Origin of the sequence: Pseudoclavibacter endophyticus, assembly GCF_008831085.1 — a bacterium.
Taxonomy (GTDB): domain Bacteria; phylum Actinomycetota; class Actinomycetes; order Actinomycetales; family Microbacteriaceae; genus Pseudoclavibacter; species Pseudoclavibacter endophyticus.
The window spans coordinates 1,254,453-1,278,171 of the sequence record NZ_WBJY01000001.1 but is presented as its reverse complement, the minus strand read 5'-3'; the positions used below and the strand labels follow the sequence as shown (position 1 = coordinate 1,278,171).

General features: G+C 67.4%; 27 protein-coding genes. 10 read left to right on the top strand and 17 right to left on the bottom strand.

What is annotated here, in order from left to right:
- Positions 1–50: 50 nt before the first annotated feature.
- A complete protein-coding gene (locus tag F8O04_RS05655) occupies positions 51–554 on the bottom strand; it encodes a hypothetical protein (RefSeq protein WP_158028308.1) in 504 nt (167 codons plus the stop codon).
- Between the two features lie 96 nt (positions 555–650).
- Here F8O04_RS05655 and F8O04_RS05650 point away from each other — a divergent pair, with 96 nt between their 5' ends.
- Positions 651–1,016 carry a hypothetical protein gene (locus F8O04_RS05650; RefSeq protein WP_158028307.1) on the top strand — a complete coding sequence of 122 codons (366 nt, stop codon included), beginning with the start codon at positions 651–653 and terminating at the stop codon, positions 1,014–1,016.
- A 150-nt stretch (positions 1,017–1,166) separates the two neighbouring features.
- On the opposite strand, the gene F8O04_RS05645 is transcribed toward F8O04_RS05650, so the two are convergent.
- From F8O04_RS05645 to F8O04_RS05635, 3 genes are all read right to left on the bottom strand, one after another.
- On the bottom strand, positions 1,167–1,661 hold the full coding sequence (locus F8O04_RS05645) for a hypothetical protein (RefSeq protein ID WP_158028306.1): 495 nt from the start codon (positions 1,659–1,661) through the stop codon (positions 1,167–1,169).
- A gap of 139 nt (positions 1,662–1,800) precedes the next feature.
- A complete protein-coding gene (locus F8O04_RS05640; protein WP_158028305.1) occupies positions 1,801–2,373 on the bottom strand; it encodes a GNAT family N-acetyltransferase in 573 nt (190 codons plus the stop codon).
- 55 nt (positions 2,374–2,428) lie between these two features.
- Positions 2,429–2,890 carry a winged helix-turn-helix transcriptional regulator gene (locus F8O04_RS05635; protein ID WP_225734985.1) on the bottom strand — a complete coding sequence of 154 codons (462 nt, stop codon included), beginning with the start codon at positions 2,888–2,890 and terminating at the stop codon, positions 2,429–2,431.
- 180 nt (positions 2,891–3,070) lie between these two features.
- Here F8O04_RS05635 and F8O04_RS05630 point away from each other — a divergent pair, with 180 nt between their 5' ends.
- Complete coding sequence (locus tag F8O04_RS05630) at positions 3,071–3,634, top strand: dihydrofolate reductase family protein (RefSeq protein ID WP_158028303.1); 564 nt, start codon at positions 3,071–3,073, stop codon at positions 3,632–3,634.
- 196 nt (positions 3,635–3,830) lie between these two features.
- Here the strand turns inward: F8O04_RS05630 and F8O04_RS05625 are convergent, their stop codons facing one another.
- A complete protein-coding gene (locus tag F8O04_RS05625; protein ID WP_158028302.1) occupies positions 3,831–4,370 on the bottom strand; it encodes a M15 family metallopeptidase in 540 nt (179 codons plus the stop codon).
- A gap of 87 nt (positions 4,371–4,457) precedes the next feature.
- Here F8O04_RS05625 and F8O04_RS05620 point away from each other — a divergent pair, with 87 nt between their 5' ends.
- The 4 genes from F8O04_RS05620 to F8O04_RS05605 all read left to right on the top strand — a co-directional run bounded on the left by F8O04_RS05620 (position 4,458) and on the right by F8O04_RS05605 (position 7,146).
- Positions 4,458–5,123 (top strand): response regulator transcription factor, encoded by a 666-nt coding sequence (locus F8O04_RS05620; RefSeq protein WP_158028301.1) that lies wholly within the window; start codon positions 4,458–4,460, stop codon positions 5,121–5,123.
- A gap of 14 nt (positions 5,124–5,137) precedes the next feature.
- Complete coding sequence (locus F8O04_RS05615; protein WP_158028300.1) at positions 5,138–6,211, top strand: sensor histidine kinase; 1,074 nt, start codon at positions 5,138–5,140, stop codon at positions 6,209–6,211.
- 173 nt (positions 6,212–6,384) lie between these two features.
- Positions 6,385–6,714: a hypothetical protein gene (locus F8O04_RS05610; RefSeq protein ID WP_158028299.1), complete on the top strand. Its 330-nt coding sequence runs from the start codon at positions 6,385–6,387 to the stop codon at positions 6,712–6,714.
- 75 nt (positions 6,715–6,789) lie between these two features.
- Positions 6,790–7,146, top strand: coding sequence for an iron chaperone (locus F8O04_RS05605; RefSeq protein WP_158028298.1), 357 nt, complete (start codon positions 6,790–6,792; stop codon positions 7,144–7,146).
- Positions 7,147–7,432: 286 nt separating this feature from the next.
- Here the strand turns inward: F8O04_RS05605 and F8O04_RS05600 are convergent, their stop codons facing one another.
- Together F8O04_RS05600 and F8O04_RS05595 are read right to left on the bottom strand one after the other, a co-directional pair.
- Entirely contained in the window at positions 7,433–7,792 is a 360-nt protein-coding gene (locus tag F8O04_RS05600; protein ID WP_158028297.1) for a VOC family protein, read from the bottom strand.
- 96 nt (positions 7,793–7,888) lie between these two features.
- On the bottom strand, positions 7,889–8,680 hold the full coding sequence (locus F8O04_RS05595) for an SDR family NAD(P)-dependent oxidoreductase (protein WP_158028296.1): 792 nt from the start codon (positions 8,678–8,680) through the stop codon (positions 7,889–7,891).
- 108 nt (positions 8,681–8,788) lie between these two features.
- Between F8O04_RS05595 and F8O04_RS05590 the strand changes: the two genes are divergently transcribed.
- On the top strand, positions 8,789–9,295 hold the full coding sequence (locus tag F8O04_RS05590) for a MarR family winged helix-turn-helix transcriptional regulator (protein WP_158028295.1): 507 nt from the start codon (positions 8,789–8,791) through the stop codon (positions 9,293–9,295).
- 176 nt (positions 9,296–9,471) lie between these two features.
- Here F8O04_RS05590 and F8O04_RS05585 read toward each other — a convergent pair whose 3' ends face one another.
- From F8O04_RS05585 to F8O04_RS05545, 8 genes are all read right to left on the bottom strand, one after another.
- Positions 9,472–9,798 carry a YciI family protein gene (locus tag F8O04_RS05585; protein ID WP_158028294.1) on the bottom strand — a complete coding sequence of 109 codons (327 nt, stop codon included), beginning with the start codon at positions 9,796–9,798 and terminating at the stop codon, positions 9,472–9,474.
- A 119-nt stretch (positions 9,799–9,917) separates the two neighbouring features.
- Positions 9,918–10,904: a sigma-70 family RNA polymerase sigma factor gene (locus F8O04_RS05580; RefSeq protein ID WP_158028293.1), complete on the bottom strand. Its 987-nt coding sequence runs from the start codon at positions 10,902–10,904 to the stop codon at positions 9,918–9,920.
- Positions 10,901–12,358 (bottom strand): MFS transporter, encoded by a 1,458-nt coding sequence (locus F8O04_RS05575; RefSeq protein WP_158028292.1) that lies wholly within the window; start codon positions 12,356–12,358, stop codon positions 10,901–10,903. Before F8O04_RS05575 ends, F8O04_RS05580 begins: the two co-directional genes overlap by 4 nt.
- 253 nt (positions 12,359–12,611) lie before the next feature.
- Complete coding sequence (locus tag F8O04_RS05570; protein ID WP_158029123.1) at positions 12,612–13,415, bottom strand: SDR family oxidoreductase; 804 nt, start codon at positions 13,413–13,415, stop codon at positions 12,612–12,614.
- Positions 13,416–13,829: 414 nt separating this feature from the next.
- Complete coding sequence (locus F8O04_RS05560) at positions 13,830–14,528, bottom strand: catalase family protein (RefSeq protein ID WP_158028291.1); 699 nt, start codon at positions 14,526–14,528, stop codon at positions 13,830–13,832.
- Positions 14,529–14,581: 53 nt separating this feature from the next.
- Positions 14,582–15,655, bottom strand: a complete 1,074-nt coding sequence (ychF, locus tag F8O04_RS05555) for a redox-regulated ATPase YchF (RefSeq protein ID WP_158028290.1) — start codon at positions 15,653–15,655, stop codon at positions 14,582–14,584.
- A gap of 52 nt (positions 15,656–15,707) precedes the next feature.
- Positions 15,708–16,397 (bottom strand): hypothetical protein, encoded by a 690-nt coding sequence (locus F8O04_RS05550; RefSeq protein ID WP_158028289.1) that lies wholly within the window; start codon positions 16,395–16,397, stop codon positions 15,708–15,710.
- 62 nt (positions 16,398–16,459) lie between these two features.
- Positions 16,460–16,924, bottom strand: a complete 465-nt coding sequence (locus F8O04_RS05545; RefSeq protein ID WP_158028288.1) for an aromatic ring-opening dioxygenase LigA — start codon at positions 16,922–16,924, stop codon at positions 16,460–16,462.
- A 100-nt stretch (positions 16,925–17,024) separates the two neighbouring features.
- Between F8O04_RS05545 and F8O04_RS05540 the strand changes: the two genes are divergently transcribed.
- From F8O04_RS05540 to F8O04_RS05530, 3 genes are all read left to right on the top strand, one after another.
- A complete protein-coding gene (locus F8O04_RS05540; RefSeq protein ID WP_158028287.1) occupies positions 17,025–18,548 on the top strand; it encodes a hypothetical protein in 1,524 nt (507 codons plus the stop codon).
- A 73-nt stretch (positions 18,549–18,621) separates the two neighbouring features.
- A complete protein-coding gene (locus F8O04_RS05535) occupies positions 18,622–19,239 on the top strand; it encodes an exonuclease domain-containing protein (protein WP_158028286.1) in 618 nt (205 codons plus the stop codon).
- Between the two features lie 66 nt (positions 19,240–19,305).
- On the top strand, positions 19,306–20,565 hold the full coding sequence (locus F8O04_RS05530; RefSeq protein ID WP_158028285.1) for a DNA recombination protein RmuC: 1,260 nt from the start codon (positions 19,306–19,308) through the stop codon (positions 20,563–20,565).
- A gap of 82 nt (positions 20,566–20,647) precedes the next feature.
- Here F8O04_RS05530 and F8O04_RS05525 read toward each other — a convergent pair whose 3' ends face one another.
- Positions 20,648–22,411: a bifunctional metallophosphatase/5'-nucleotidase gene (locus F8O04_RS05525; protein ID WP_158028284.1), complete on the bottom strand. Its 1,764-nt coding sequence runs from the start codon at positions 22,409–22,411 to the stop codon at positions 20,648–20,650.
- A gap of 152 nt (positions 22,412–22,563) precedes the next feature.
- Entirely contained in the window at positions 22,564–23,568 is a 1,005-nt protein-coding gene (gene glpX / locus F8O04_RS05520; RefSeq protein ID WP_158028283.1) for a class II fructose-bisphosphatase, read from the bottom strand.
- Positions 23,569–23,719 lie beyond the last annotated feature (151 nt).

Here is a 23,719-nt window from a genome sequence, read left to right as displayed (position 1 = left end):
CGCTCAGTCGGCCAGCTCATCGGCGAGCCGGAACTCGAGCCGTTCTGCCGTCAACGCTCGGCACCGCCGCCCCGACGCCCGGCGACCGTCCCGGGGGCGTCAATGAGTGTCTGCGCCTCGCTGTCCTTGAGCACCGTGGGTTCCGACGACTCGAAGCCCGCGTCAAGATACAGCCGATCGAAGCCCGCGCGAGAACCTCCTGTGATCGCTCTGGCGATCGGCCACATCAAGAGCAACATGACCGCCAACACAACCGTCAATGCGACCAACACCCCAGTGCCGACTCCGAACTGTGGCAGGAACAACCACATGAGCGCGATTGCGATCACGACGACCACAGCCAGTGCTATGAGGACGTAGGAGCGCCGATTGAAGGAGGAATGGAAGCCGTTGAGGCGCTCGTCCAGCGCGTAGAGGTCCGACAACTGCAGCCGCCGATTCGTGGTGTAGCGCACGTACTTCAATCGGTCGTTATCAGGACCGGGTGGCCACGACTGGAACACCGTGCCGTCCGCCGCGATGAACCATTGGGGGTGTTGGGTTTCCTCACTCATGGGAACTCCTCACCTCGCCGGCCAGCAAGCGTGCGAGTCACGAGCCTACCTCTCGCACGGCAGATGCAACCCGCTACGGGAACGTAGAATTCTCGCATGCGCACCTCGAAGGCCGCCGTCACCACGGCGGCAGATGCCGTCGGAGCAGTGTCGACGGTCCTCGGGAGTCTCTTGGTTCTTACGCCGAATACCGCCGCGCGACAACTTCGCCTCCCCGGCTCACGTGAGAATCGGCATCGCGCCCTCGGAGCCGCAGATCTCGGCCTCGGCATCGCGATCCTCGTCGGCCGCTCGGCGCAGTGGCGCTGGATCGCCGTTGCCGCTCGGAGCCTGCTGCACCTCGTGTTCGCCCGCGAGTACTTCCGCGGCGGGAACCGCGTCGGCGCGGGCGCGATGGGGATGCTGTTCGTCATTGATGCCGGAATCGCCAACGGCCTCCGCGAGACGAATCGCACCGTCTGAGAGGCGTTGGCCTGGTCCGGTCAGCAACGTCTACGCCGCCAGCAACCGAGATGTTCCGGCGCTCCACGAATAGCGTCGGGGGCCTGCTTCGCGAGAGCGTCCAGCGGGTCCTCGCACCCTGCTGAGCGCCTTGGAGCCCGCGCGCAGGTCTTAGAGCGGGGCGAAGACCTCACCGTCCCACCCCGGTGGCTTCAGCGGCAGCCGACCCGCTGCGACCTCCTGATCGATTCGGGCGGAGAGGTCGCTGAGAACCCAATTTCGCTCCTGGAGTTGGTCAGTCTTTCGGTTGGATGACCATTTGCTCCACCCCAGCAGCACAGTGGCCGCGCCGAGGATCGTCAGGGTGAGGATGACCTCGAGCGCACTGGCGCTCGATGATGGTCCCGCGATGAGCATCCACAGACCTCCAACCGTCAGGAAACCGGTGGCCATAGCGCCAATCCCCCGGAAACCGATGCGCGGGTGGTACATCCCGTTCGCGACCGGGCGCGTGTGCCAGGCCTTCCACGCCTCTCGCCGATACTCCGCGGCGGATGTCACCGGGAGGTGGGCCAGCTCCTCGGGGAGGCGTGCCCGCAGATCGGCCACGACGTCGGCGTCCGGTTCCACGGGCGCGGCGTCTTGCGCGGTCGGATCGTCACCCATCCGTCAATGATGGCAGCCCATGACATGGGCGAGTGGCGTGCCTTGCCGCACGTGGCGATGAGAGGCGAGCACGGAACGCCATGTGCGCAACCGGACGCACTCGTCAAAGCCTCGAACGGAATTCGTGGGACGTGACCGTTCACGGTTTCTCGGTGCCCTCGCACACCATCGAGTACACCACCGGACCGCGGTCGATGGTGGTCACAGCCGTGACCGCGAAGCCCACTCGCTCGTAGAGACGCACGTTTCGTTCGTCCGAGGTCTCCAGCGCCACGCCATGCAGAGTGGATTTGGAAGCGATGTCGAGTCCCGCGCGAACGAGCGCTCCCCCGAGGCCAGCTCCTTGACGATCCGGGCGAACACCAAGCGTTTCCAGGGTCCAGTACCCCTCGGGCGACGGAGGGAGGCGTACTTCGCCGACCACCGTCAGTCGATCACCGTGGAGTTGGGCAACGCGCTCCTGAAACTCCTCCGAGGGTGGCGCTGCCGTTGGCGGCAGAAGTGCGATCACGCCGCCCAGTTGCTCATCCACGAGGACGACGCCCTCGTCGAGGGCATAGCTGAGATAGAGACTCTGCAGTTCGAGCAAACGCCGCGAGTAACCGTCCGCGGGGATCGCCCACCGCGTCCAGGGATAGCACTCGAATGCCTCGGCCAGCACCCGCGCCGCAGCGGGCAACTCGCCCTCGGTCGCCGATCTGATCGACGTCAACCCCGCACGCCTCACTTCTTACTGCTCCCGCATGTCATTGAGGTGGGTCAGGCCGTCAGCTCGGAAGCCCGGAGCGACGCGCTTCGTACGCAGAAGTCAGCTCGGCGAGTACGCCATCGTCCGGGAAGACGCCACCACGCAAATGCACTTCACGCAGCTCATCCATGAACCGCGACCACAGCTCAGGACCACCGTCTGCCAACAATTCGGCGCGGACCGCGAGCTCCGCGGAGGTCGGCAGCCAGCGAGACCCCCAAGCCCCGAGCTGCGCCATCACCGGCACGAGCTGAATCGCCGGCTCGGTCAGGCGGTAGTCGATCTTCTGTCGATGGCTCGGATCGCCGTGGCGGGTGAGCAGACCGACGTCCGACATGCGCTTGAGCCTGTCCGCGAGCACGTTGGAAGCGATGCCCTCCACGGAATGACGCAGCAGCTCCCGGAAGCGCCGATGCCGCCCGAAGATGATGTCGCGCAGCACGACAAGGCTCCATCGGTCCCCGAGCAACTCGACCGTCATATTGATCGGGCATCCCGACCTGCCGTCTGCAACGCGCAGCTCATTCACCTCGACCGATTGTGTCATGCAACCAGTCTACGCTAGGCTTGCAACCGATCCTGATACGCAAGTGGTTTGGTGGCAGGGTACCCAATGCGATGGTCGCGCTCGCGTGGTCACCGATATCGCCGGAGGAGAATCATGGGCAGCTTGATCTATTCAATGATCGTTTCACTCGATGGTTACGTCGCAGATGATGAGGGCGAGTTCGCATCGTGGGCGCAGCCCGATGAACAGGTCCTCGCAGCGATCAACGACGAGATGACATCGGCAACCACGTACCTGCTGGGAAGGCGGATGTACGAGATGATGGCGGTCTGGGAAACTGATCCCGAAGTCATCGAGCAGTCACCGCAATCCACGCAGTTCGCTCAGATCTGGCAGCGAGCCGACAAGGTGGTTTACTCCCGCACCCTCGAGTCGGTGCACACCTCCCGGACGCAACTCCGATCGCATTTCGACCCCGAGGAAGTCGCGCAGATCAAGGCCGACGCAACGGGGGACGTGACGATTGATGGCCCCACACTGGCGGCCGAGGCAATCCGACATGGGCTTGTCGACCGCATCGACATGCTCCTATGCCCGGTCGCCGTCGGCGGTGGACTGCGGTTCCTGCCAGACCACCGGCTCGACCTGGCACTGCGACACGAGCAGAAGTTCGATAACGGCATGATCGAGCTGCGATACGACGTGCTCTCCGCGTAGGCGCTTCCCCAACCGCGAGCGGAGCTCAACCGCATTCGAGCACGAAGACACACGTCCCGCGCGCTACTCCTGGAAGGTGCCGTCAGCCTCCGCGGCATCGACGGCAGCGCCCGACTGCAGGCCACGGCCCGATCGACGTGCGAGGAGATGGTGCCGAGGCGGCCAAGACTGCTCCGCTCACCTAGGCACGTGTCGATCAGCCGGCGTTGCGGGGATCATCCGTCGCGTCGTAGTACTTGGGAGGACAGCCGTCGATCGACGCGCCGGGCCGCAGCTCGAAGTGCCACGCCTCGTTGTCGAAGGTCTGGCAGAGGTCGTAGCGCGCGCCATTCGTCTGCAGCCACGCCGCGGCGACCCAGTCGCCGATGTCGACGGCATCCCCGGAGACATGGGAAGAGCCCCTCGGCGTCGCGACCCACCGTGACGCCTCGGAGACCGAACCGTACTCGTCCACCGCCTCCTCGAAGAGCTGCGCCTGCAGCGACTCGGAGCGCCACCCGCTGTTGACGATGAACTCGACGCCCTCCTCCGCGGCGTCGTCGGCGGCGTTGCGCACCGCGTCGAGCAGGTGCGGGTCGAGCCGCGTAATGCCCGGGTACTCGTCGTACACCGTCGCGTTGTCGGGCAGCGTGCCGTCGGCAAACGGCTCGTCGCGCGGCTCCGAGGGTGTCGAGCACGACGTGAGCAGGGCGGCGAGCACGATGAGCGGTACGAGTCGAAGCTGTGACGTGAGCATGCGCCCAGCCAACGCGGGCGCGTGTTGCCAGGGCGTATGCGCTTCTCGATACGCGGACGATAGGTGCCGCTCCGTACGATGACCTTCGTGCGCGTGCTGATCGTGGAAGACGAGCCGTTCCTGGCCGAGGCGATCCGCGACGGGCTGCGCCTCGAGGCGATCAGCGCCGATATCGCGGGCGACGGCTACGCCGCACTCGAAGCGCTCGCCGTGACCGCCTACGACGTGGCCGTGCTCGACCGGGACATCCCGGGACCATCGGGCGATGAAGTGGCGCGACGCATCGTCGCCGCTGGCGATGGACCGTCGATCCTCATGCTCACGGCGGCCGACCGGCTCAACGACAAGGCGTCCGGCTTCGAGCTCGGTGCCGATGACTACCTGACAAAGCCGTTCGCCATGCGGGAGCTCGTGCTGCGCCTGCGCGCGCTCGCCCGTCGCGCGGCACGGCCGCGCCCTCCGGTGCGCGAGGCCGGCGGGATCCGCGTCGACCCGTTCCGCCGCGAAGTCTTCCGCGACGGCAAGTACGTCGCCCTGACTCGCAAGCAGTTCGCGGTGCTCGAGGTGCTCGTCGACGCCAACGGCGGGGTGATCAGCGCCGAGGAACTGCTCGAGCGCGCCTGGGACGAGAATGCGGACCCGTTCACGAACGCGGTGCGCATCACGGTATCCGCGCTGCGCAAGCGGCTCGGCGAGCCCCAGGTCATCGAGACCATTCCCGGCGTCGGCTACCGAATCGCGGACGCGCTTTGACTCGCCGACGGCGCATGGGCATCCGAACAAAACTCGCCCTCAGCTACGCCGCCATCGTGATCGTCGCGGGCACAATTTTGCTCGCCGTCGTCTGGTTGTTCCTGTTGCGCTACGTCCCCGACACGCAGATCCCCTTGCGCGGGCCGTTCGTTCCCGGTCGATCCGATCTCGAGCGTGCCTTCTGGCCGCGGGCGGGATGGGCGTTCGCCTTCCTCGTGGCGTTCGGCCTCGCGGGTGGCTGGTTTCTCGCCGGACGCATGCTCGCGCCCCTCAACGAGATCACTCGCGCGACGCGCGCCGCTACCGAGGGATCGCTCTCCCACCGCATCCGCATGACGGGCCGCGGTGACGAGTTCGGCGAACTCGCCGATGCCTTCGACGGGATGCTCGAGCGTATCGAAGCGCACGTCGACGAGCAACGACGGTTCGCGGCGAACGCGTCACACGAGCTGCGAACGCCGTTGGCGATCACGCGTTCGATGCTCGATGTAGCACGCACGGATCCTGGCGCCGATGTCGCGGCGACGCTCGCGCGGCTCTCGGCTACGAACGATCGCGCGATCGCGCTGACCGAGGCGCTCCTCGCGCTCGCCGCGACCGACCGTGCCGACGCCCCTCAGATGCGAGTCGACCTCTCGCTCGCCGCCGAGCACGCCGTCGAGACGCTCGTCGGGCTCGCTGAGGACGGCGGCATCGCCGTCGACGTCGCGGGTGAGGCCGCCTACACGTCGGGCAGCGAGGCCCTACTCTGGCAGCTCGCGGTCAACCTGCTGCACAACGGCATCGTGCACAACTCTCCCGGCGGCTGGGTGCGCGTCGAGACGTCGACGCAGAGCGACCAAGCCGTGCTCACGATCGAGAACACGGGTGAATGGATTCCCGACGAGGTCATTCCGACACTCGTCGAGCCATTTCAACGGCAAGCCGGGCGCACGCGCGTGGACGGTCGCGAGGGCTCCGGCCTCGGCCTCGCCGTTGCGCAGCGGATCGTCGAGGCGCACGGTGGCACCCTCGTCCTCGCCGCCCGCGCCGCTGGGGGCCTGCGCGCCGAGGTGCGCCTGCTCGCCGCGCCGCCTGACGCGGGGTGAGGAATCGCACTCCACGTATGGCCCGCATCCACCGAAACGCTTGTCGCGCTCGCCACAAAGGGCATCTGCAAATCGGACTTGTGGCGCTATCGGGGTGTGGATTCCGTGAGCGGCAGCGCAAAGTGGGCCCGTTCTCGACTGAAAGCCGACGCGGGCCCGTATGCTCCTGCGGTGTGAGCGATGGCCCTCCCGCCCGACGAGTCATCCGACTGTTCCCCGACTACTGTCGGGACTGGCCCCTCTGGGAGAACTCCACCCCCACCTGGGATGTCGGGTACACGACCACTCCTGAGATGTATGGCCTGTCCGAGCAGTTGACTCGCAACATCGCGGCGTGGAATCGCGACTGGGAATCGCATTTCGACCCGTTCGAGGGGTGGGATGACAACGAAAGCCGCGAGCGTTGGCGCCTGACCGGCGAGGACATTGCGGCTCGTCTGCGGGCTGAGGTCGCCCCGTTCGCCGACGTGAGTTATGAGCCCTGGCCCCTCGGCAAGGAGTAGGAGGACCCATGTTCCGGCACCGGCACTCGAGCCCGCTCATGGCGTCTCATCAGCCCGCTACCGTCGCATAGAAACATGACGACTATTACTGACCACGATTCCTACATCGCCGCTGCACCTGAGGCGTTCCGCCCGGTACTTAACCGCCTCCGCGACCTCCTGCGCGAGGCTCTCCCGGATGCGGAAGAGATCGTCGCGTACAACATGCCGGGATTCAAGGTCGATGGCACGGTCGTCGCGAGTTTCGCGGCGTTCAGCAAGCAAGTCGGCCTGTACGTGCTCGCACCCGCGATCGCAGACCACGCCGAAGAGATCGCAGAAGCAGGCCTCAAAGCGAGTAAGACCGGCGTCACCTTTCCACCGCGTAAGCCGGTCCCGGACGATCTCATGACGCGGCTCGCACGAGCATCACGCGTGCACCTGGACGACTGACGACCCCTGCGGCCGATTCGCATGGCCGGCGCGGCAAATGTCACTACACGTTGAAGCGGAACTCCGCCGTGTCCGGCACCGACCAACTCACATCGGCCGGAGTACACGCCGCGGGTCGGCATCGAGCCCAGGGGCTTTAAGAATCACGAGTAGCTGACGCTCCTCGTACCGGCAGTGCCTCTCCATGATCGCCGAGAGGCCCTCGAGGTGACGTGAAAGCTCCAACTACGACGTGCCCACGCCTAGGGGTCATAGTGATAGCAGGCCTCTCACGCGGAGCGCGGCGTCACTGCTCGGCGTAGACGCCCAACCGGTTCCCGCTCGGATCGGTGAACTCGAACCGACGCCCTCCGGGGAACTCGTACGGCTCCGCCACGATGGCTCCACCGGCATCTCGAACAGCTTCGACGGTTGCATCCAGATCGGTCGAGAAGAGCAGCACCAGGGGGCCGTCGCCGCCTGGAGCCGATCCGGCGTTCAGCCCGCCGATTTCACCCTCGCCATCGTGCCCGCGGATGCCGCTATACGTGGGACCGTAGTCGTTGAACTTCCAACCGAACGCTCGCTCATAGAACGTCCGCGTTGCCGCGAGGTCGGCCACACCGAACTCGATGTAACTGATGGCGTGATGCACTTCATGTGACACGGTTTACCTCCGTCGGTAGTGACGTGTTGCTCAACGGTAACGCGGCCGCCCGATCGTCCGGGAAATTCGTTGCCCCGACCCACCAGTCGCTGCGGGTTAGAGCGTCGTGGTGAGAACGCCGCCGTCGACCCGGATGGCCGCACCGTTCGTTGCGGACGCCCGAGGGCTCGCGAGGAACGCGACGAGGTGTGCGATCTCGGAGGGGTCGAGGAAGCGTTCGAGCAGCGTCGTGGCGTTTTGCCCGATGATCGCTGCTTTGACCGCCTCGACGGGTACGGATTTCGCGCCCGCGATCGATTCCACGGTCGCCGCGACACCGTCGGAGTACGTTGGCCCGCCGAGCACGGTGTTGACGGTGACGGCAGTACCGCGCGTGAGCTTGGCGAGACCGTTCCCGAGAGCGATCATCGCCGACTTCGTGACGCCGTAGTGCACCATGTCGGCCGGGACGTTCACCCCGGACTCACTGCCTATGAACAGCACGCGACCCCACCCTCGCTCAAGCATCCCAGGGAGGACGTGCCGCGACAGGCGCACGCCGCTCATGAGGTTCACCTCGAAGTAGCGCGCCCACTCCTCGTCAGGGATCGACCCGAACTCCGCCACGTCGAACAGGCCGACGTTGTTGACGAGGACGTCAACCTTCTCCAACTCGTCGAGCAACCGCTCGACATCGTCACGCTGCGCGAAATCAGCCCTGAGACCGGAGTGATCCGCCTCGGGATGGGCGGCGCGGAGCTTCGCGACGGCTCCCTCGACACGCTCCGCGGTGCGCCCATTCAGGATCACCCGTACCCCCTCGCCCGCGAGCACCTCGGCGATCGCGAACCCGATCCCCTGCGTCGACCCGCTCACGAATGCCGTCTTGCCCTGCAATTGCAGATCCATCTCGCTCACTCCCTCGTGCGGCACACACCGCGCCGCGTTTACTTGCCCAGGCAAGTAACCCTAGAGAGATTTACTTGCTTGAGCAAGTAACAGCGATAGGCTGAGATCATGACGCGAGCTACTCCCCCATCCGGCCTTGACTCTGCGCAGCTCGAGGTGTGGGCGGCCGTCGCGACGCTCCTCGAGCGGTTGCCTGCCGCACTTGACGCGCAACTGCAGCGCGACAGCGACTTGACGCGCTTCGAGCACGGACTCCTGTTTGCTCTCGGCACGGCTCCCGATCGCGCCCTGCGGATGAGCACGCTCGCCGGCTACGCGAATTGCACCCTTTCGCGCGTGTCCCGTGCAGTAACGCGCCTGGAGAAGAAGGGCCTGGTGCGGCGCGAGGTCGACCCGGCAGATGGTCGCGTCTCCCTCGCAGTGCTCACCGACGACGGTGGCGACATGCTGCTGCAGTCGACGCCCGCACACCATGCGCTCGTCGAGAGGCTCGTTTTCGAACCGCTCAACGAGGCACAGGTGCGCCAGCTCGGTGCCATCAGTCGCGCGATCAATGAGGCGATCGACCCCGCGGAGACATGGACGGTGCCGTCGAGCGGGGCTGACGGGTCTTGATGACGCGTGGCCGGCGAGGAGCGTGCGCACCGACCTCGCTGAGAACGCCGCAGGCTTCCTGCGGCCCTGTCCATCGCTTTCCGGCAATCAAGAACCTCTTGCGTGAGTGACAACGCCTTCCGCAATCGCGCACCATTTACCTGCCCGTTCATACATCGACCGCGCAGTCTCGTGCACTACCCGTTCATCGGCCAAACCTCGACGACACCATGTGCGACAGCGCATGGCGTATCGGCTACCAGTGCAATCGCTTCGTCGAGATCATCCGCTTCGAGGATGGTGAAACCTGCGACCGGGAGTTGGGAGGTCATGTACGCGCCGACCTCATGACTGACCCCTTCCCCCTCCGGGTTCCGAACCTGGACAGGTGTCCCGGACGTCCACATGCGCGCGCCGTTCCTGCGCAGATCCGCGTCATGGGCGTGCGCACGATCACGAACCGCGGGATCCGTCTTCTCGTATCCGGCGCCATCTCCGTATCCGATGGCAATGAACGTCGTCATAGCTCTCCTCGCGTCAAAAATCTTGGGCTACCACGTGCGTCAAGCGCTTCTCCTCCGAAGTCGGACCCGAAGGCATGTCCCCTCTGCCGCTTCCACGCTTTTGGTATGCCAGGCCCGAGTCATGTCGGCGTCGCAGTCTCGGGCAGGCCGAACCGGGCGAACAGTCGCAGGTCGAAGAAGGCGACGACGTGGGAGACCCCCGTCGGGGTGACGGTGAGAACCTGCAGGTTGAATGCCCTGAAGACACCGTATTCGTCGGGCATGTAGAGCCCGAAGGCCGGCTGGCCATTCGCCGCGGTGGGCACAAGGAGATGGTCGCCGGGCCCCTCTGCAGGGCTCTGGGCGCTGACCATTCGACCGATCATCTCGGCACCGCGGAACCACGACGGGAATGGTGGCATCTCGTAGGCAGCATCCTCAGTCAGAACTGCCACGAGTCCCGGGATGTCATGGGCGTGCATGGCCGCCACGAAACGGTCCAGGAGGTCACGCTCCCTTCCGGGGCTGAGTTCCTGGATATCGGCTTCATCGGGCTGGGCAGCACCAATCTGCGAGCGCGCGCGTTGCAACAAGCTGTTGACGGCGGTCGGTGTCGTGTCGAGCATCGCGGCGACTTCTGCGGCGGTAAAGGACAGGACATCGCGCAGCACGAGCACGGCACGCTGTCGCGGAGCAAGGTGCTGCAGCGCTGCGATGTACGCCAATTTCACGCTGTGGCGGCGGGCCACCGTGGTGAGCGGGTCGGTGGAATCGCCGCTCGGATCACCGAGCAGAGCATCCGGAATCGGCTCCAGCCAGGGAAGTTCAGGCCACTCAGGCAGGTCGGCGGCTGGGTCCCCGCAGGGGCCACCCAACCCGGTGGGGAGCGCCCGCCGGCCGCGGTTCTCCAGTGCGCGCAGGCAAGCGTTGGTCGCGATGCGGTAGAGCCAGGTCCGGATCGATGAGCGGTCTTCGAAACTGTCGTAGCCGCGCCAGGCTCGGAGAAACGTCTCTTGGACGGCGTCCTCGGCATCGTGGATCGATGCCAGCATTCTGTAGCAATGAGCCAGCAGCTCTGACCTGTACGGTCTCGTCCGGCCGTTGAAATCGTCGATCCGAAGGGTCATGACGCCGCGCTCCTCGATATCGCGCTTTTCGAACTCGCGCTCCGCACTTTCGCCACAGGGGGTGTGCGAAGCAAGACGGCGGCGCACAACGCCCCGATTGCCGCGAGCGCGGCCAAGACGTACAGCGCAACCGCGAGCCCTCCAGTCAGCTCCGACGCGGTTGGCGCGCCCGCGGTCGCGCGTGTCGCGACGCCGATCACGATGGCCGAGGCGAGGCCTGCGCCCAGAGTGGTTCCCACAGCGAAACCCGTTTCCGCGATACCCGCTGCCAAGCCCGAATCGTGCTCGGCAACGCCCGTCAGTGCTGCGATCTGGCCCGCGACGAACGCGGCCCCCATCCCCGAACCGAACACGATCAGTCCGAGCAACAGATCCTTGGCGAGCGTGCCGTCGACGGACAATTGGCTGAGCAGCAGACAGGAGCTCGTCAACAGGATCATGCCCCACGTGGCGACGAGTCGGAAGCCTGCCCGCGTGACCACATGCTGTCCGGCCACCACCCCGAGAACTGAGGTGACCGTCATGATCGCCATTGTCAAACCGAACTGCAGCGCTGAGAAACCCAGCACCTGCTGGGCATACAACGTCACGACAATCAGCAGCCCGTCGACCGCGATGCCGGCGATCACGATCACCAGGTTGCCCCCGACGAGCGTGCGTGAGGCGAAGATTCGCATCGGCACCAGCGGCGCCGGGCTGCGCAGTTCAACGACGACGAACAGTGCCGAGGTGATCAATGCCCCGGCACAGGACATCACCGCGAGAGGACTGACCCCGTGTGCGGCGATGTGGAACACGGCCAGGAGTGTCAGGACCAGCGCGCCGGTGGCCAAGAGCGCACCCGGAAGGTCGAGCCGCTGCGTGTTCCGCGCGCTGGGGGGAAACAGGATCGGACACAGCACCATGACTACCAGGCATACGGGTACGTTGCTGAAGAAGATCCAAGCCCATCCGAACCAGTCGGTGAGGACGCCTCCCAGCAGCAGCCCGACGGTTGCTCCCGTCCCGCCGAGGCCGCCCCAGATACCCAAAGCCTTGTTGCGGTCCGGGCCGTCGGGGAAGACCTGCATCAGAACGGACATCCCTGCCGGGGTCATCACAGCTGCACCCACGCCCTGGACTACTCGCGCGGCAATCAGTGCTTCGGACGATGGAGAGAATCCGCATGCCAAGGACGCTGCCGCGAAAACTCCAACGGCTGTCATGAACGTGCGTCCTCGGCCCATGTGGTCGGCAAGCCGCCCGCCCAGCAGCAGCAACCCGCCGATCGCCACCCCGTAGGCAGTGATCACCCATTGGACCTCCCCCAGCGCAAAGCCCAGGTCGAGCGCAATGACCGGCAAGGCCGCATACACACTCGTCGAGTCCAGCACGCCCATGAACATCGCCATGCAGACCACGACCAGGATCCACCATCGGTGCGCCGTCGCTGCAGGTTGATAATCGTGCTTCATCACTGTCCCTCTCCGGCCGCTTCCGCGCCGGTCCGCTCTCGTTGTCAGGTCCCCTCATAGAGGTAGATACCTGGCATCGCGCGAACTCATCGCTCGGCAGGTGTATCGACCGGTGACACGTCGTTCTCGGCGTCAGCGACCTGGATGCGCTGATCCGCGTGATCATCAGCCCGCCTGCCTCGCGCCACTGGGACTCCAGCGCGTTCACCCGGTTCCAGCACGGAACAGCTTCTGAGCGTTCGAACCGGCGCCGCTAGCGCCGAAAGCCGCCCTCGCTGTCGATCACCTGCCCGACAACCCACTCCGCATCGTCGCTGACGAGCCACCCGATGAGGCGCGCGGGGTCCTCGGGAACACCGAACCGACCCGATGGGAACCGGCGTTTCAGCGACGCCAGCGTCGCATCATCGATCCCCTGCCCTGGATCGAGAAAGCCCGTGTTCACAGGGCCCGGATTCACGGTGTTCAGGACGATGCCCTGCTCGACGAGCTCGTCCGCAACCGTACGCGTCACACCCGCCAGGGCGGCTTTGGCCGCCGCATAGGCGACCTCGCCAGGCATAGGCCCCTGCTGCTGCCCGGACGTCATCCACACGACACGTCCACCGGCACGGTCAGGTTCGTGCGCCTGCGCGAACGCCTGTGTCGCCAACAGGACCGAGCGGGCATCGGCGGCCCAGTGGCCATCCAGCTCCTCCGCGGTGATCTCAGCCAGAGATCCATCGCCGCCGGACCGCGCGTGAACGCACACCAGGATGTCCAGCGGCCCCGCGACATCAAGGGCGTACTCGATCAAGCTCCGTGGCGCATCCTGTTCCGTCAGATCCGCCGCGATGTCGTGCAAGTGTGCGCCCGGAACGAGGTGGCCGTGCAGATCCGCCAGCACGTCGTCGAGATCGTCTGCTCCCCACGGCTGAGCCACGTCATGGGCGCGATGATGGTGGACGACAAGATTCGCACCCATGTCGGCAAGACGACGTGCGACGGCCGCGCCGATCCCCCGTCGCCTGCTCACGCCGGTCACGACGGCGGTGCGGCCGATCAACGGCTGTCGCATCAAGCCACTCCCAGTGGTAGTCAACGATCTCGACCTCCTCCGCGCCAGCGTCGGTCCACGTGAAGCAGATACACCACTGGTCGTTGATTCTGATGCCGCGCAAACCAATCAGCTCGATCCCCTCTCAGAGCTTCAAGCCGGTTCCCGAGTGGGATACGGAGCTCTTGCAGAGCCGCGCCGCTCCCACGGGGCGGAGCTTGCGCAGCGCGACCCGACAAATCCGAGGATCGATCGAGCGCACGCGTTCACGACGCCACAGTCGTTCGGCGACCTAGTTACCCAACGACTTGATCACGGAACCTGAGCATAACGACGTGCGTCAATATCACTAGACGCTAAACCGGAACTCCACCGAGTTCCGCAGCCGAACAACGTCACGCAGTCTGCGATGTAAGGGGCACGCCGCCCCCTGGCCTACCCGGAGGTCCCGCGCTGCGCGACGCGGTAGCTCGGCTCGCGCAGCCTGCGCACCCAGGGGTAGGTGGTGGACCCGAGGAGAGGATGCCCTACCGGATCGAACCGGAGCTCGGCCGAGTCCGCCTCGGCGGCAGGCGTGAGCACGACGTCCGCGAAGGGGTGCCACTTGTCGATCGGCGCCGCGTGATAGAGGCGGACCCGCCACGGCTGCTCGTCGAGCGACCGCCGCAGGCCCCGCAGGTCAGCCGGGAGCACCCGAAAGGGGACGCTCCGGGCGCAGATCAGCACCGGTCCGCGCGGCGAGCGGTACGGCAGGAGACTCCCGAACGTCGCGCCCGTCGCCGAGCGCCGGGGCACGAGTGCGAACCGGAAGGGGAAACCGATGCCGGTCGACGCGAGCAGCACATCCGCGTGCCGACCGTCGTCGGCGTGGAATCGCAAGGCGAGGCCGAGCACGTCCGGCAGTTTGTCGGGCAGCCCGACTCCTCGGGACAGCCGCGCGGTCACCTCGAGCGGCTTTCCCCGGAGGTCGTCGATCCAGCCGATGCCTGACGGCGCCGCATCACGAATCCAGGTGGCCTGCCCCGTCAGCACCAGCCCGCGCGAATGGATAGGGCGCGGATGACGGATGCGCCGGAGCAGAGAGAAGAAGCCGCGCAGCGCGGTTCCGGCCACCTCTGCAGGTCGAGCGAGCATGCGGCCATTATCCCGACCGAGCGGTGCCGAGATAAGCCCCACTCACGGCGGCCTCACACGTTGAAGCGGAACTCCACCACGTCCCCGTCCTTCATGACGTAGTCCTTGCCCTCCATGCGAGCCTTGCCACGCGAACGCGCCTCGGCGGTCGAGCCCGCGTCGACGAGGTCGTCGAACGAGATCACCTCGGCCTTGATGAAGCCCTTCTCGAAGTCGGTGTGGATGACCCCGGCCGCCTGAGGCGCCTTCGCCCCCTTGGGAATCGTCCACGCGCGAGCCTCCTTCGGCCCCGCCGTCAGGTACGTCTGCAGACCGAGCGTGTCGAAGCCGATGCGCGCGAGCTGGTGGAGGCCCGACTCCTCCTGACCGAGCGACGCGAGCAGCTCGGCGGCCTCATCGGGCTCAAGGTCGATGAGCTCCGACTCGGTCTTCGCATCGAGGAAGATCGCCTTCGACGGCGCAACGAGCGCCGCGAGCTCGTCGAGACGCGCCTGGTCACCGAGCACGCCCTCGTCGACGTTGAACACGAAGATCACCGGCTTCGCGGTGAGCAGCCCGAGCTCTTTGATGGGCTCGAGGTCGATCGACGTCCCCGACAGCAGCGTTCCCTCGTTCAGCGCAGCCTGCGCCTCCCGCGCCGTCTCGAGCACCGAAGGATCGAGCTTGCGACCCTTGACCTCCTTCTCGAAGCGAGTGATCGCCTTCTCGAGGGTCTGCAGATCGGCGAGGATCAGCTCGGTGTTGATCGTCTCCATGTCGCTCGCCGGCTCGACCTTGCCGTCGACGTGCACGACGTCGCCGTCGGTGAAGCCGCGCACGACCTGTGCGATCGCGTCGGCCTCGCGGATGTTGGCGAGGAACTGGTTGCCAAGCCCCTCGCCCTCGCTGGCGCCCTTGACGATGCCCGCGATGTCGACGAACGAGACCGTCGCGGGGAGGATCCGCTCGGAGCCGAAGATCTCGGCGAGCTTCCCGAGCCGCGCATCCGGAAGCTCGACGACCCCCACGTTGGGCTCGATCGTGGCGAACGGGTAGTTCGCCGCGAGAACCGAGTTCTTCGTGAGTGCGTTGAAGAGCGTTGACTTGCCGACGTTGGGCAGGCCGACGATGCCGATAGTGAGAGCCACGGGCAGTTAGCCTACCGCCGGTCGGGATGCCAGGCGCCCGGCCCCTCGGACGTCACGCCGCGTGGATGCCCTTGTACCGCTCCCCCGCGTAGTGCGTCAGCAGCGCATCCCACACCAACGTCGCCTCGCCGGCTCGAGACGGAGGAATCTCAGGGAGCTCCTCACCGTGCGTGCCGAGGTCGCCGATGATGTCGAGTTCGATACGCATGACGCGCTCGATGTCGAACTCCTCGAGCGTCGGAGGCGTGTCCCCCGCCTCGTCGGACGGCGGGGCGCCATTTCCGCGGGTCGCGTCACGGGTCGCGTCGCGAGCCGTGACCGCGCCGTTGGTCTTCGAAAGCTGGGCGGGCGTGCCACCGGCCCGCGTGATGCGGTCGGCGACCAGCTGCTCGAGTCGATCGCTCGTGAGGTAACGGATGCGTGCGGTGCCGTCATGCACGATGTCGAGCGCAGCGATGTTCCGCCACCGGATCACGACGGTACGGTCGACGTTCGACCGCTCAAGGCCACGATCGGAGACGATCACGCTGGGCGTCGTCGCGCTGTCGCGGACGGCGAGGAACACGCAGAACACCAGGGGAAGCGCCACGAAGGCACTCGCCATAACCGCACCGGAGACGGCGCCGCTGATCATCCCGATGGTCGTACCGAGGAAGCCGACCACCACGCACGCGAGAATCGCGAGCAGATACAGGCGCACGTGCGACGCGGCCTTGAACTCTCGCTCGAGGGGGGCTTCCACACCTCCAGGATAGTCGCCGAGGCCGGACTCAGGACCACCGTCCCGCTCCTGCGCCTCTCGACCTAGTCGTCGCGGGCGCCGCGCAGCTGCGCGCCCGAGACGACGAACAGGGCGCCGAGCCCGGTGACCAGCGCGCTGACGCCGTAGGCGAGCACTGAGGTCATGAGCGACGTGCGGAACGACGCGGCCGTCGAGAGCCCCTGACCCTTCTTCCGCAGCTCGGCCGCCTCGGGTGACGAGCCGTCGAGCGTGCTCAACTCGGCGTTGATCTCGGCGAACGTTCGCCCGCCGGCCGCCTTCTCGGCATTGCGCTTGATCGCGAGCGCCTCGGCGTACGCGGTCACCGGGTCTTGCACGCGCTTGCCCGGTAGGAGTGCCGCGTTGCCGGGCACGGTGATGTGCTCGTCACGCAGTTGCTTCGTGACGGCGAACCAGGCGCCGGCCCCGGCACTCAGCAGCAGCGTGCCGGCGGCGATGGCAACGCCGCCCACGCGGCGAAGGGTGGCGGTGGTCGACGAAGTGCTCATCCGTAGTCCTTTCACGATGCCCGGCGCGCTCGCGTGCGGCGAGGGGGTGGTGCTTTCCGGCTAGCCTTGCAGGAATATGAACGATGCGCGAGGAGAACCGATGCCCGCCGAACTCGACCCGTTCATCTCGCGGCTGATCAGCAGACCGGAGTGGCTGCCGACGTGGTCGAACCAGCCGTGGGCCGCGATCGCCGACGCCGGCGACCCGGCGCACCGGCGCGCGCTCGAACGCTGGGGCGCCGTGCGAGACCACGTCGACCCTGCCGCATACGCCGGCATCGCGATCCTGCTGATCGAGGCCTTTGACGACGACCGCGCGTTGCTCGCGTTCGCTGAGGCGACGGATCGAGAGGCCTTCTTCGAGGCGATCCTCCCCTACGCGCCGATCATGGCCCCGGGCGGCCGTGGCTCCCGCTCAGTGGGCAAGCTCTTCCTCACCCGCTTGCTGCACTCCCTCGGCGACGGCGTGCTGCGTACCGACATCATCGACGCGATCCGTCACCTCCGCATCGACGACCGCGGGGAGGTGTACCTCGTGACGAGGCGCGCACTCGCGAGCGAGCTCAACGGCACGCCCGCCCAGGACGCCGCCGAGCGATACGCCGACCTCGTGCTCATCGCAGCCGCCGAGGCGACACCGGATCGACCAGAGGTCATGCGCACCGTGATGTCGTACTGGGGCGCCGATGAACCGCTCGACGACGTGCCGACCGCCGAAACACAGGGCATCGAAGCGCCGGCATCGTGGCTCGCGACCTGCGCGCTCATTCGGCGATCGCGCCGGGCGGCCGACGCCGAGCGTCTCATTGAGCTCGCGCACGACACCGACTTCTGGCGGTCGACCGCGAAGGAAGGGCCCGGCGCCCTCGACGCCAGCGCCTATGTCGACGGGCTCGAGCACTCGGTCGCCGACAGCGCGGAAGACCGGCTGCTCGAAATCGCTAAGGCCGATCTGCCGGTCTCGAGCCGCGCGGTGGCGGCGATCGCTCGCCGACGGGCGCGGATGGCAGGCGCCCCGCCCATCGCCCAGCCCAGGGTCGATGCCGTCACCGCCGCCTTGCTGGAGGCCGGCCTGCTCGAGCAGGAGCCGGGGCCCCGCGGGGCCGAGATCATTCGCGAACATGCCACCGCAACGGACTCTCCGCTCGACCTCGCCGCGCTGGTGCTCGGCGTTTCGGGCCGCGCGATCACGTTCGACCTCGCAGCGGGTGCCGGTCCACTCGCACCCCTCGTCACGCGGTCGCTGGCCGCGATCGCACTCGCGACCGGGAGCCGGCGCATCCCGTTCGACATCGATGATCACGAAGAGCTCGGCGCAGGCGTCGAAGCTCGCAACGTCGACACGGGCGTGCGCGTCGTGTTTCAGGGCAGCCGGATGGGCGCTGCCGAGTTCGACGCGCTCGTGCCCGACGACGTCGACAGCGACGGACGCGGACTGCAGCGCATCCGCATCGACGCCGACCACGTCACGTACGCCTACGTCGACCCGTCGGCGTGGGGACAGTTCATCGATTGGGCCGCCACGACGCCGCTCCCCGATCCGGCTCCGGTCCCGCCCCGGCGATCCGCGCAGCCGGGCGGCGAGATCGGCGGCCTGCTTGGGCGCCTCTTCGGCCGCGGATAGCGATCTCGCCGTTTCGGCTCCGGATGCGCGCGCCCGGCCGATCGTGTCGGCGCCGCGTGGCAGCATTGGGCAGATGCCCGTCTCGTTCACCGCCATCGACTTCGAGACCGCCAACGGCTCGCCCGCGTCGGCGTGCGCCGTCGGGCTCGTGAAGGTCACAGACGGACAGATCGTCGACCGCCGAAGCTGGCTCATCAGGCCGCCGGCCGGTCACGACGAGTTCATGCCGTTCAACGTGCAGCTCCACGGTGTCTCGCGCGAGCGCGTCTCGCGCGCCGACACGTGGGAGGCACAGCTGCCCCGTTTGCTCGAGTACATCGGCGAGGACTCCATCGTCGCCCACAACGCCCCCTTCGATGTCGGTGTGCTCGCGGCGGCGTCGCTGGCAACGGGATGCTCCCTGCCGGATCTGGGATACGTCTGCACCCTTCGTGTCGCGAGAAGGATCTACGACCTGCCGTCGTATCGTCTGCCCCTCGCGGCCCGGGCCGCCGGTTACCTCGATCTGACCCATCACGACCCCGTCTCCGACGCCGAGGCCTGCGCCGCGATCGCCGTCGATGCCGCGACACGGCTCGGCGCTTCGGACCTCGCCGGTCTCGCGTTGGCGACGGGCGTGGGGCTCGGTCGTTTCGTGCTCGCGGAACGGGCGGAGGCGAAGCGCCTGATCGCCTCCGCGACGTTCGGCTAGCGGCGACTCGCCGCGGCCGCGGCGCGTGACGACGAGAGTGTCGGAGGGGGGTGCCACGCTTCGCACATGGACGCACTCGCACTCATCATCGGCCTCGCGGTCGGCCTCGTCATCGGCGGGCTCATCGGCGCGGCGTTCGCCCTGTGGCGTTCGGCGCGCCACCGCGCCAACGCCGAGTCACGGCTCGCCGCCGCCGAGGCTCGGGCGGAGGGCCTTGCCGGGCAGCTGGAGCGGGCCGACGCTGCACTCGAAAAGGAGCGCACGCAGGCGCGCGACGACGTCGAGCACCAGCGGCAGCGCGAAGGCGGCGAGGCGCGGGTGTTGACGGCGCTCGCGCCGGTCCAACGCCAGCTCGAGTCGATGCAGCGGGCCGTCGCCGCGATCGAAGAGCAGCGCAGCCAACAATACGGCGAGCTGAGCGAGCAGCTGCGATTGCAGCGTGAGCTCGACGAGAGCCTTCGCCTCACCACTGAGGGGCTGGCATCGGCCCTGCGCTCGAACTCCGCGCGCGGAGCATGGGGTGAAGCGCAGCTGCGCAACATCGTCGAGGCGGCCGGCATGCTCGAGCGGGTCGACTTCGAGACGCAGGTGCAGGTCGCGACCGAGCACGGCCCGCGCCGTCCCGACATGATCGTGCACCTCCCCGGCGACGCGACGATCGCGATCGACGCGAAGGCGCCGATGACGAAGTATCTCGAGGCGAGCGAGCTGAGCGGGTCGGCCTCCCAAATCGATCGCCGCGAGGGCCTGCTCGCGCAGCATGCGAAGCACCTTCGGGGGCACGTTCAGGCGCTCGCCGACCGCGAGTACGCGTCCGCATTCACCCACTCACCCCAGCTCGTCATCGCGTTCGTACCGAGCGAGTCGGCGCTCTCTGCGGCGCTGGCAGCCGACCCGAGCCTGCTCGACGACGCGTTCGCCAAGGGCATCGCCGTTACGAGCCCCGTCAGCCTCTGGGCGGTCCTCAAAGCGGTCGCGGCGAGTTGGCAGCACGAGCGCCTGGCAGAGTCGGCCGACGAGGTCATCGCGCTCGGAAAGCAGCTCGCCACGCGCCTTGGCACCGCCGCCGGGCACCTCGACAAACTCGGGCGGTCACTCACCGCGACCGTTGGTGCGTACAACGGGTTCGTGGGCTCCCTCGAGACCCGCGTGCTCCCCACGGCTCGCCGGCTCGCCGAGCACGCGGCGACCGACGCGCCGTCGGCACCGAGTCGCCTCGACGATCATCCACGGGCCCTGACGGCGCCCGAGCTCACTGAGCCGCCGTCGGACCGTGTGCCGCAGCACGTCACCGCCAGCGCGATAGCGACGTCGCAACCACGTTGAGGCTCGGAGGGCCCGGCGCACATGGCGCGCCGGGCTCTCCGGTGGTCACTCGCCTCCGCGGCTCAGGGGTGGAGTCCGCCAGCTAACGGCCGACCGGTCGGATTCGACGTCGTGCCACCGACCAAGCCGTCGCGCCCAGCGCGATCAGCACGCCACCGATCACCACGAACACGAGCGACCCATCGCCGCCAGTCGACGCGAGCGATTCATCGTTTTCCGCACCGGCCGCCGCCTGCGGCGAGCCGTCATCATTGCCGTCGACTGTCGGAGCCGGCGTCGCCGGCGGAGCCGACGTCGCAGTCGGAGCCGGCGTCGCGGTCGGGGCCGGCGTCGCGGGCGCGGCACCCACGGTGATGCGTCCTTCGAGTTCGAGGTCGATGACGCCGAGCTCGGCCGCGTACTCGGCGATCACCTCGGCATCCGCAGGGGCCTCGCTCGCCGGCACGATCACAGTGGCGTCCGCGAAGCCGGTGACCGAGTCGCCTCCGTTCGCCACGTAGTTCGTCACGGCGACGCTGTACACCGAGTCATCATCGAGCGGCTCGCCGGCAACCATGACGCTGTGGATGCGCTCGCCCACCGGGGCATCCGGGTCAACCCCGAAGGACATACCAGCCACCTGCGGGAACCCGCCACCAAGATCCGACATGCGCATGACGGCATCCTCGAGCGCCTGCCGCAGGCCGCTCCCCGGCACCTCGACGTGCATGACCTTGTTGTCGAACGGCGCGATCGAGTACGCATCGCCGAGCGTGAACTCAGGGCCGGGCGCCTCGGCGCGGATGCCGCCCCCGTTCATCCAGCCAATCTGCGTGCCGTGATAGTCACGGAATGCATCGGCCACGAAGTTGCCGATGAGCGTCTCCCCGCGACGGGACTGGTGGTCAGGATTGAGCAGCGGCGTCTCGACGGTTGCCAATGTGTGCGACAGGTTCTCTTCGATCTCGGCGTCGTACCGGAGCTCGAGCTCCCGAAGCTCCGGCGTCGGCGTGACCGTGTGGTCGACCTCGATCACCGACGGCTCGAGCGAGACCTCACCGGTGGGGTTGACCGCGACGTCGAGGCGAATGAGCGACCCCATGTTGCCCTCGGGCGACGCCAAGACCGCCCCCTTGTACTCGGTGACGACCGATTCGTACTCCGCCTGCTCCTCGAGCAGCACGGCGTCGAGCTGCGGCAACGCGTCGACGAGACGCTCCCCGACCGCGGGAGGCACCTGGGCGACAGCGATGATGACATCGGGGCTCGCCGCCGCCTCGAGGGCGGCGACGGCCTCGACGGCCGCGTCAACGTGGTCGAGCTCGGTGACCGCGTCACCGACCGACGTCGTGTCCATGCCGTCGACGAGGCCGATGTAGCCGACCGTGATCCCGTTCGTCTCGTGCACGGCCCACGTCGAGTCGGGCAAGAAGGGTTGGCCGGCATCGTCCAGCAGGTTCGAGGTGATCCAGGGGAACTCCGACGCCGCGATGAGCTCGCGCGCGTTCTCGACGCCGAAGTCGAAGTCGTGCTGACCCAGGTTGGCCAGGTCGATTCCGATGGTGTTGAACGCCTCGACGAGCGGGAAGCCCTTGTAGAGGCCGCCGAACAACGTGCCGCCGGCGAGATCGCCGCCAAACACGACTCGGGCGTCGGGCTGCTCGGCACGAACGTTGGCGATCGCCGCGTCGAGGCGGGCGACGCCACCGCGGTCCTCACCACCCGTCAGGACGGGGCGTACGTCGTGGGCGTCGTTGAAGTACAGAATCGTTCCCTCCCGCGCATCATCGGCCACCGGTGGTGGCTGAACGGCGACGAGCGAGGAGAGGGCGATCGCAGAGGCTGCGAGCAGGGCTGGGAATTGCAACGTTGGCACCTTCGGTCGAGAACCTTCGAACGGCGCGAACCATAGCCGGGCGGAACAGCGGTGCGATGACGCGCACGTGTCCGGCGGCTGTCATCGCCCGCCTCACGCGAATCGCCGAGGCACTCCCCGGAGCAGTCCCCTGGGTCTCTCCGTTACAGCCACTTGGCGACGAGGTGCTCGGCCTCGACGCGGCGCACGGTGCCCGAACGCGAGCGCAGCACGAGCGAGTCGGTGAAGATGCGGTCGCCAAAGCGCCGGACGCCCGCGCACAGGCCACCGTCCGTGACGCCCGTCGCGACGAAGTACGTGTTGTCGGTCTTCACGAGGTCGTCCTGCGTGAGCACGGCGTCGAGGTCGTGTCCGGCCGCGAGCGCCCGCTCACGCTCTTCGTCATTGCGGGGGTACATCCGTCCGTGCAGGACGCCGCCCAGCGCCTTCAGCGCGCACGCCGTGATGATCCCCTCTGGGGTACCGCCGATGCCGACGCACATGTCGATGCGGCTGTCCGGGCGCGCCGCGTTGATTCCTCCGGCAACGTCGCCGTCGAGCAGCAGCTCGGTGCCCGCCCCGGCCTCGCGCACGTCATGGATGAGCTGCTCGTGTCGGGGCCGGTCGAGAATGGCGACGACCATGTCCTCGACGGGCTTGCCCTTCGCCTTCGCGAGTGCCTTCACGTTCTCGCCGATCGGGCGCGCGAGATCGACCACGCCGACCCCCTCCGGCCCCGTTGCGAGCTTCTCCATGTAGTAGAGGTCTTTCGGGTCGTACATGGTGCCGCGGTCGGCGACCGCGATCACGCTGAGCGCGTTGTGCCGGCCCGCGGCGGTCAGGCTGGTGCCGTCGATGGGGTCAACCGCGATATCGCACTCCGGCCCCTCCCCGTTGCCGACGATCTCGCCGTTGTACAGCATCGGCGCCTCGTCCTTCTCGCCCTCGCCGATGACGACGCGGCCCTGGAACTCGACAGTCGACAGGAATTTGCGCATCGCGTCCACGGCGGCCTTGTCCGCACCGTTCTTGTTCCCGCGACCGATCCAGGGCACTGCTCGGATTGCCGCCGCCTCAGTCGCCCGAACCAGCTCCATCGCCAGGTTGCGATCGGCCTGCATCGGGTCAGGCGTGCGCGAGTCGCGGCCTGCGGCCTGGGAGTCAGTCATGGAAAGCACCTTTCGCGGGCGTCGGCAAGAGCGGGGCGGGCGCGGCGGTTGACCGCGTCGACCGCTCCAAGGGTAGTGCGCCGGCCGGGGATCTCCGTTGACGAGCAATCACCTCGGCAGCGTCGATAGACTTCGCCCGGATGCACGGGTG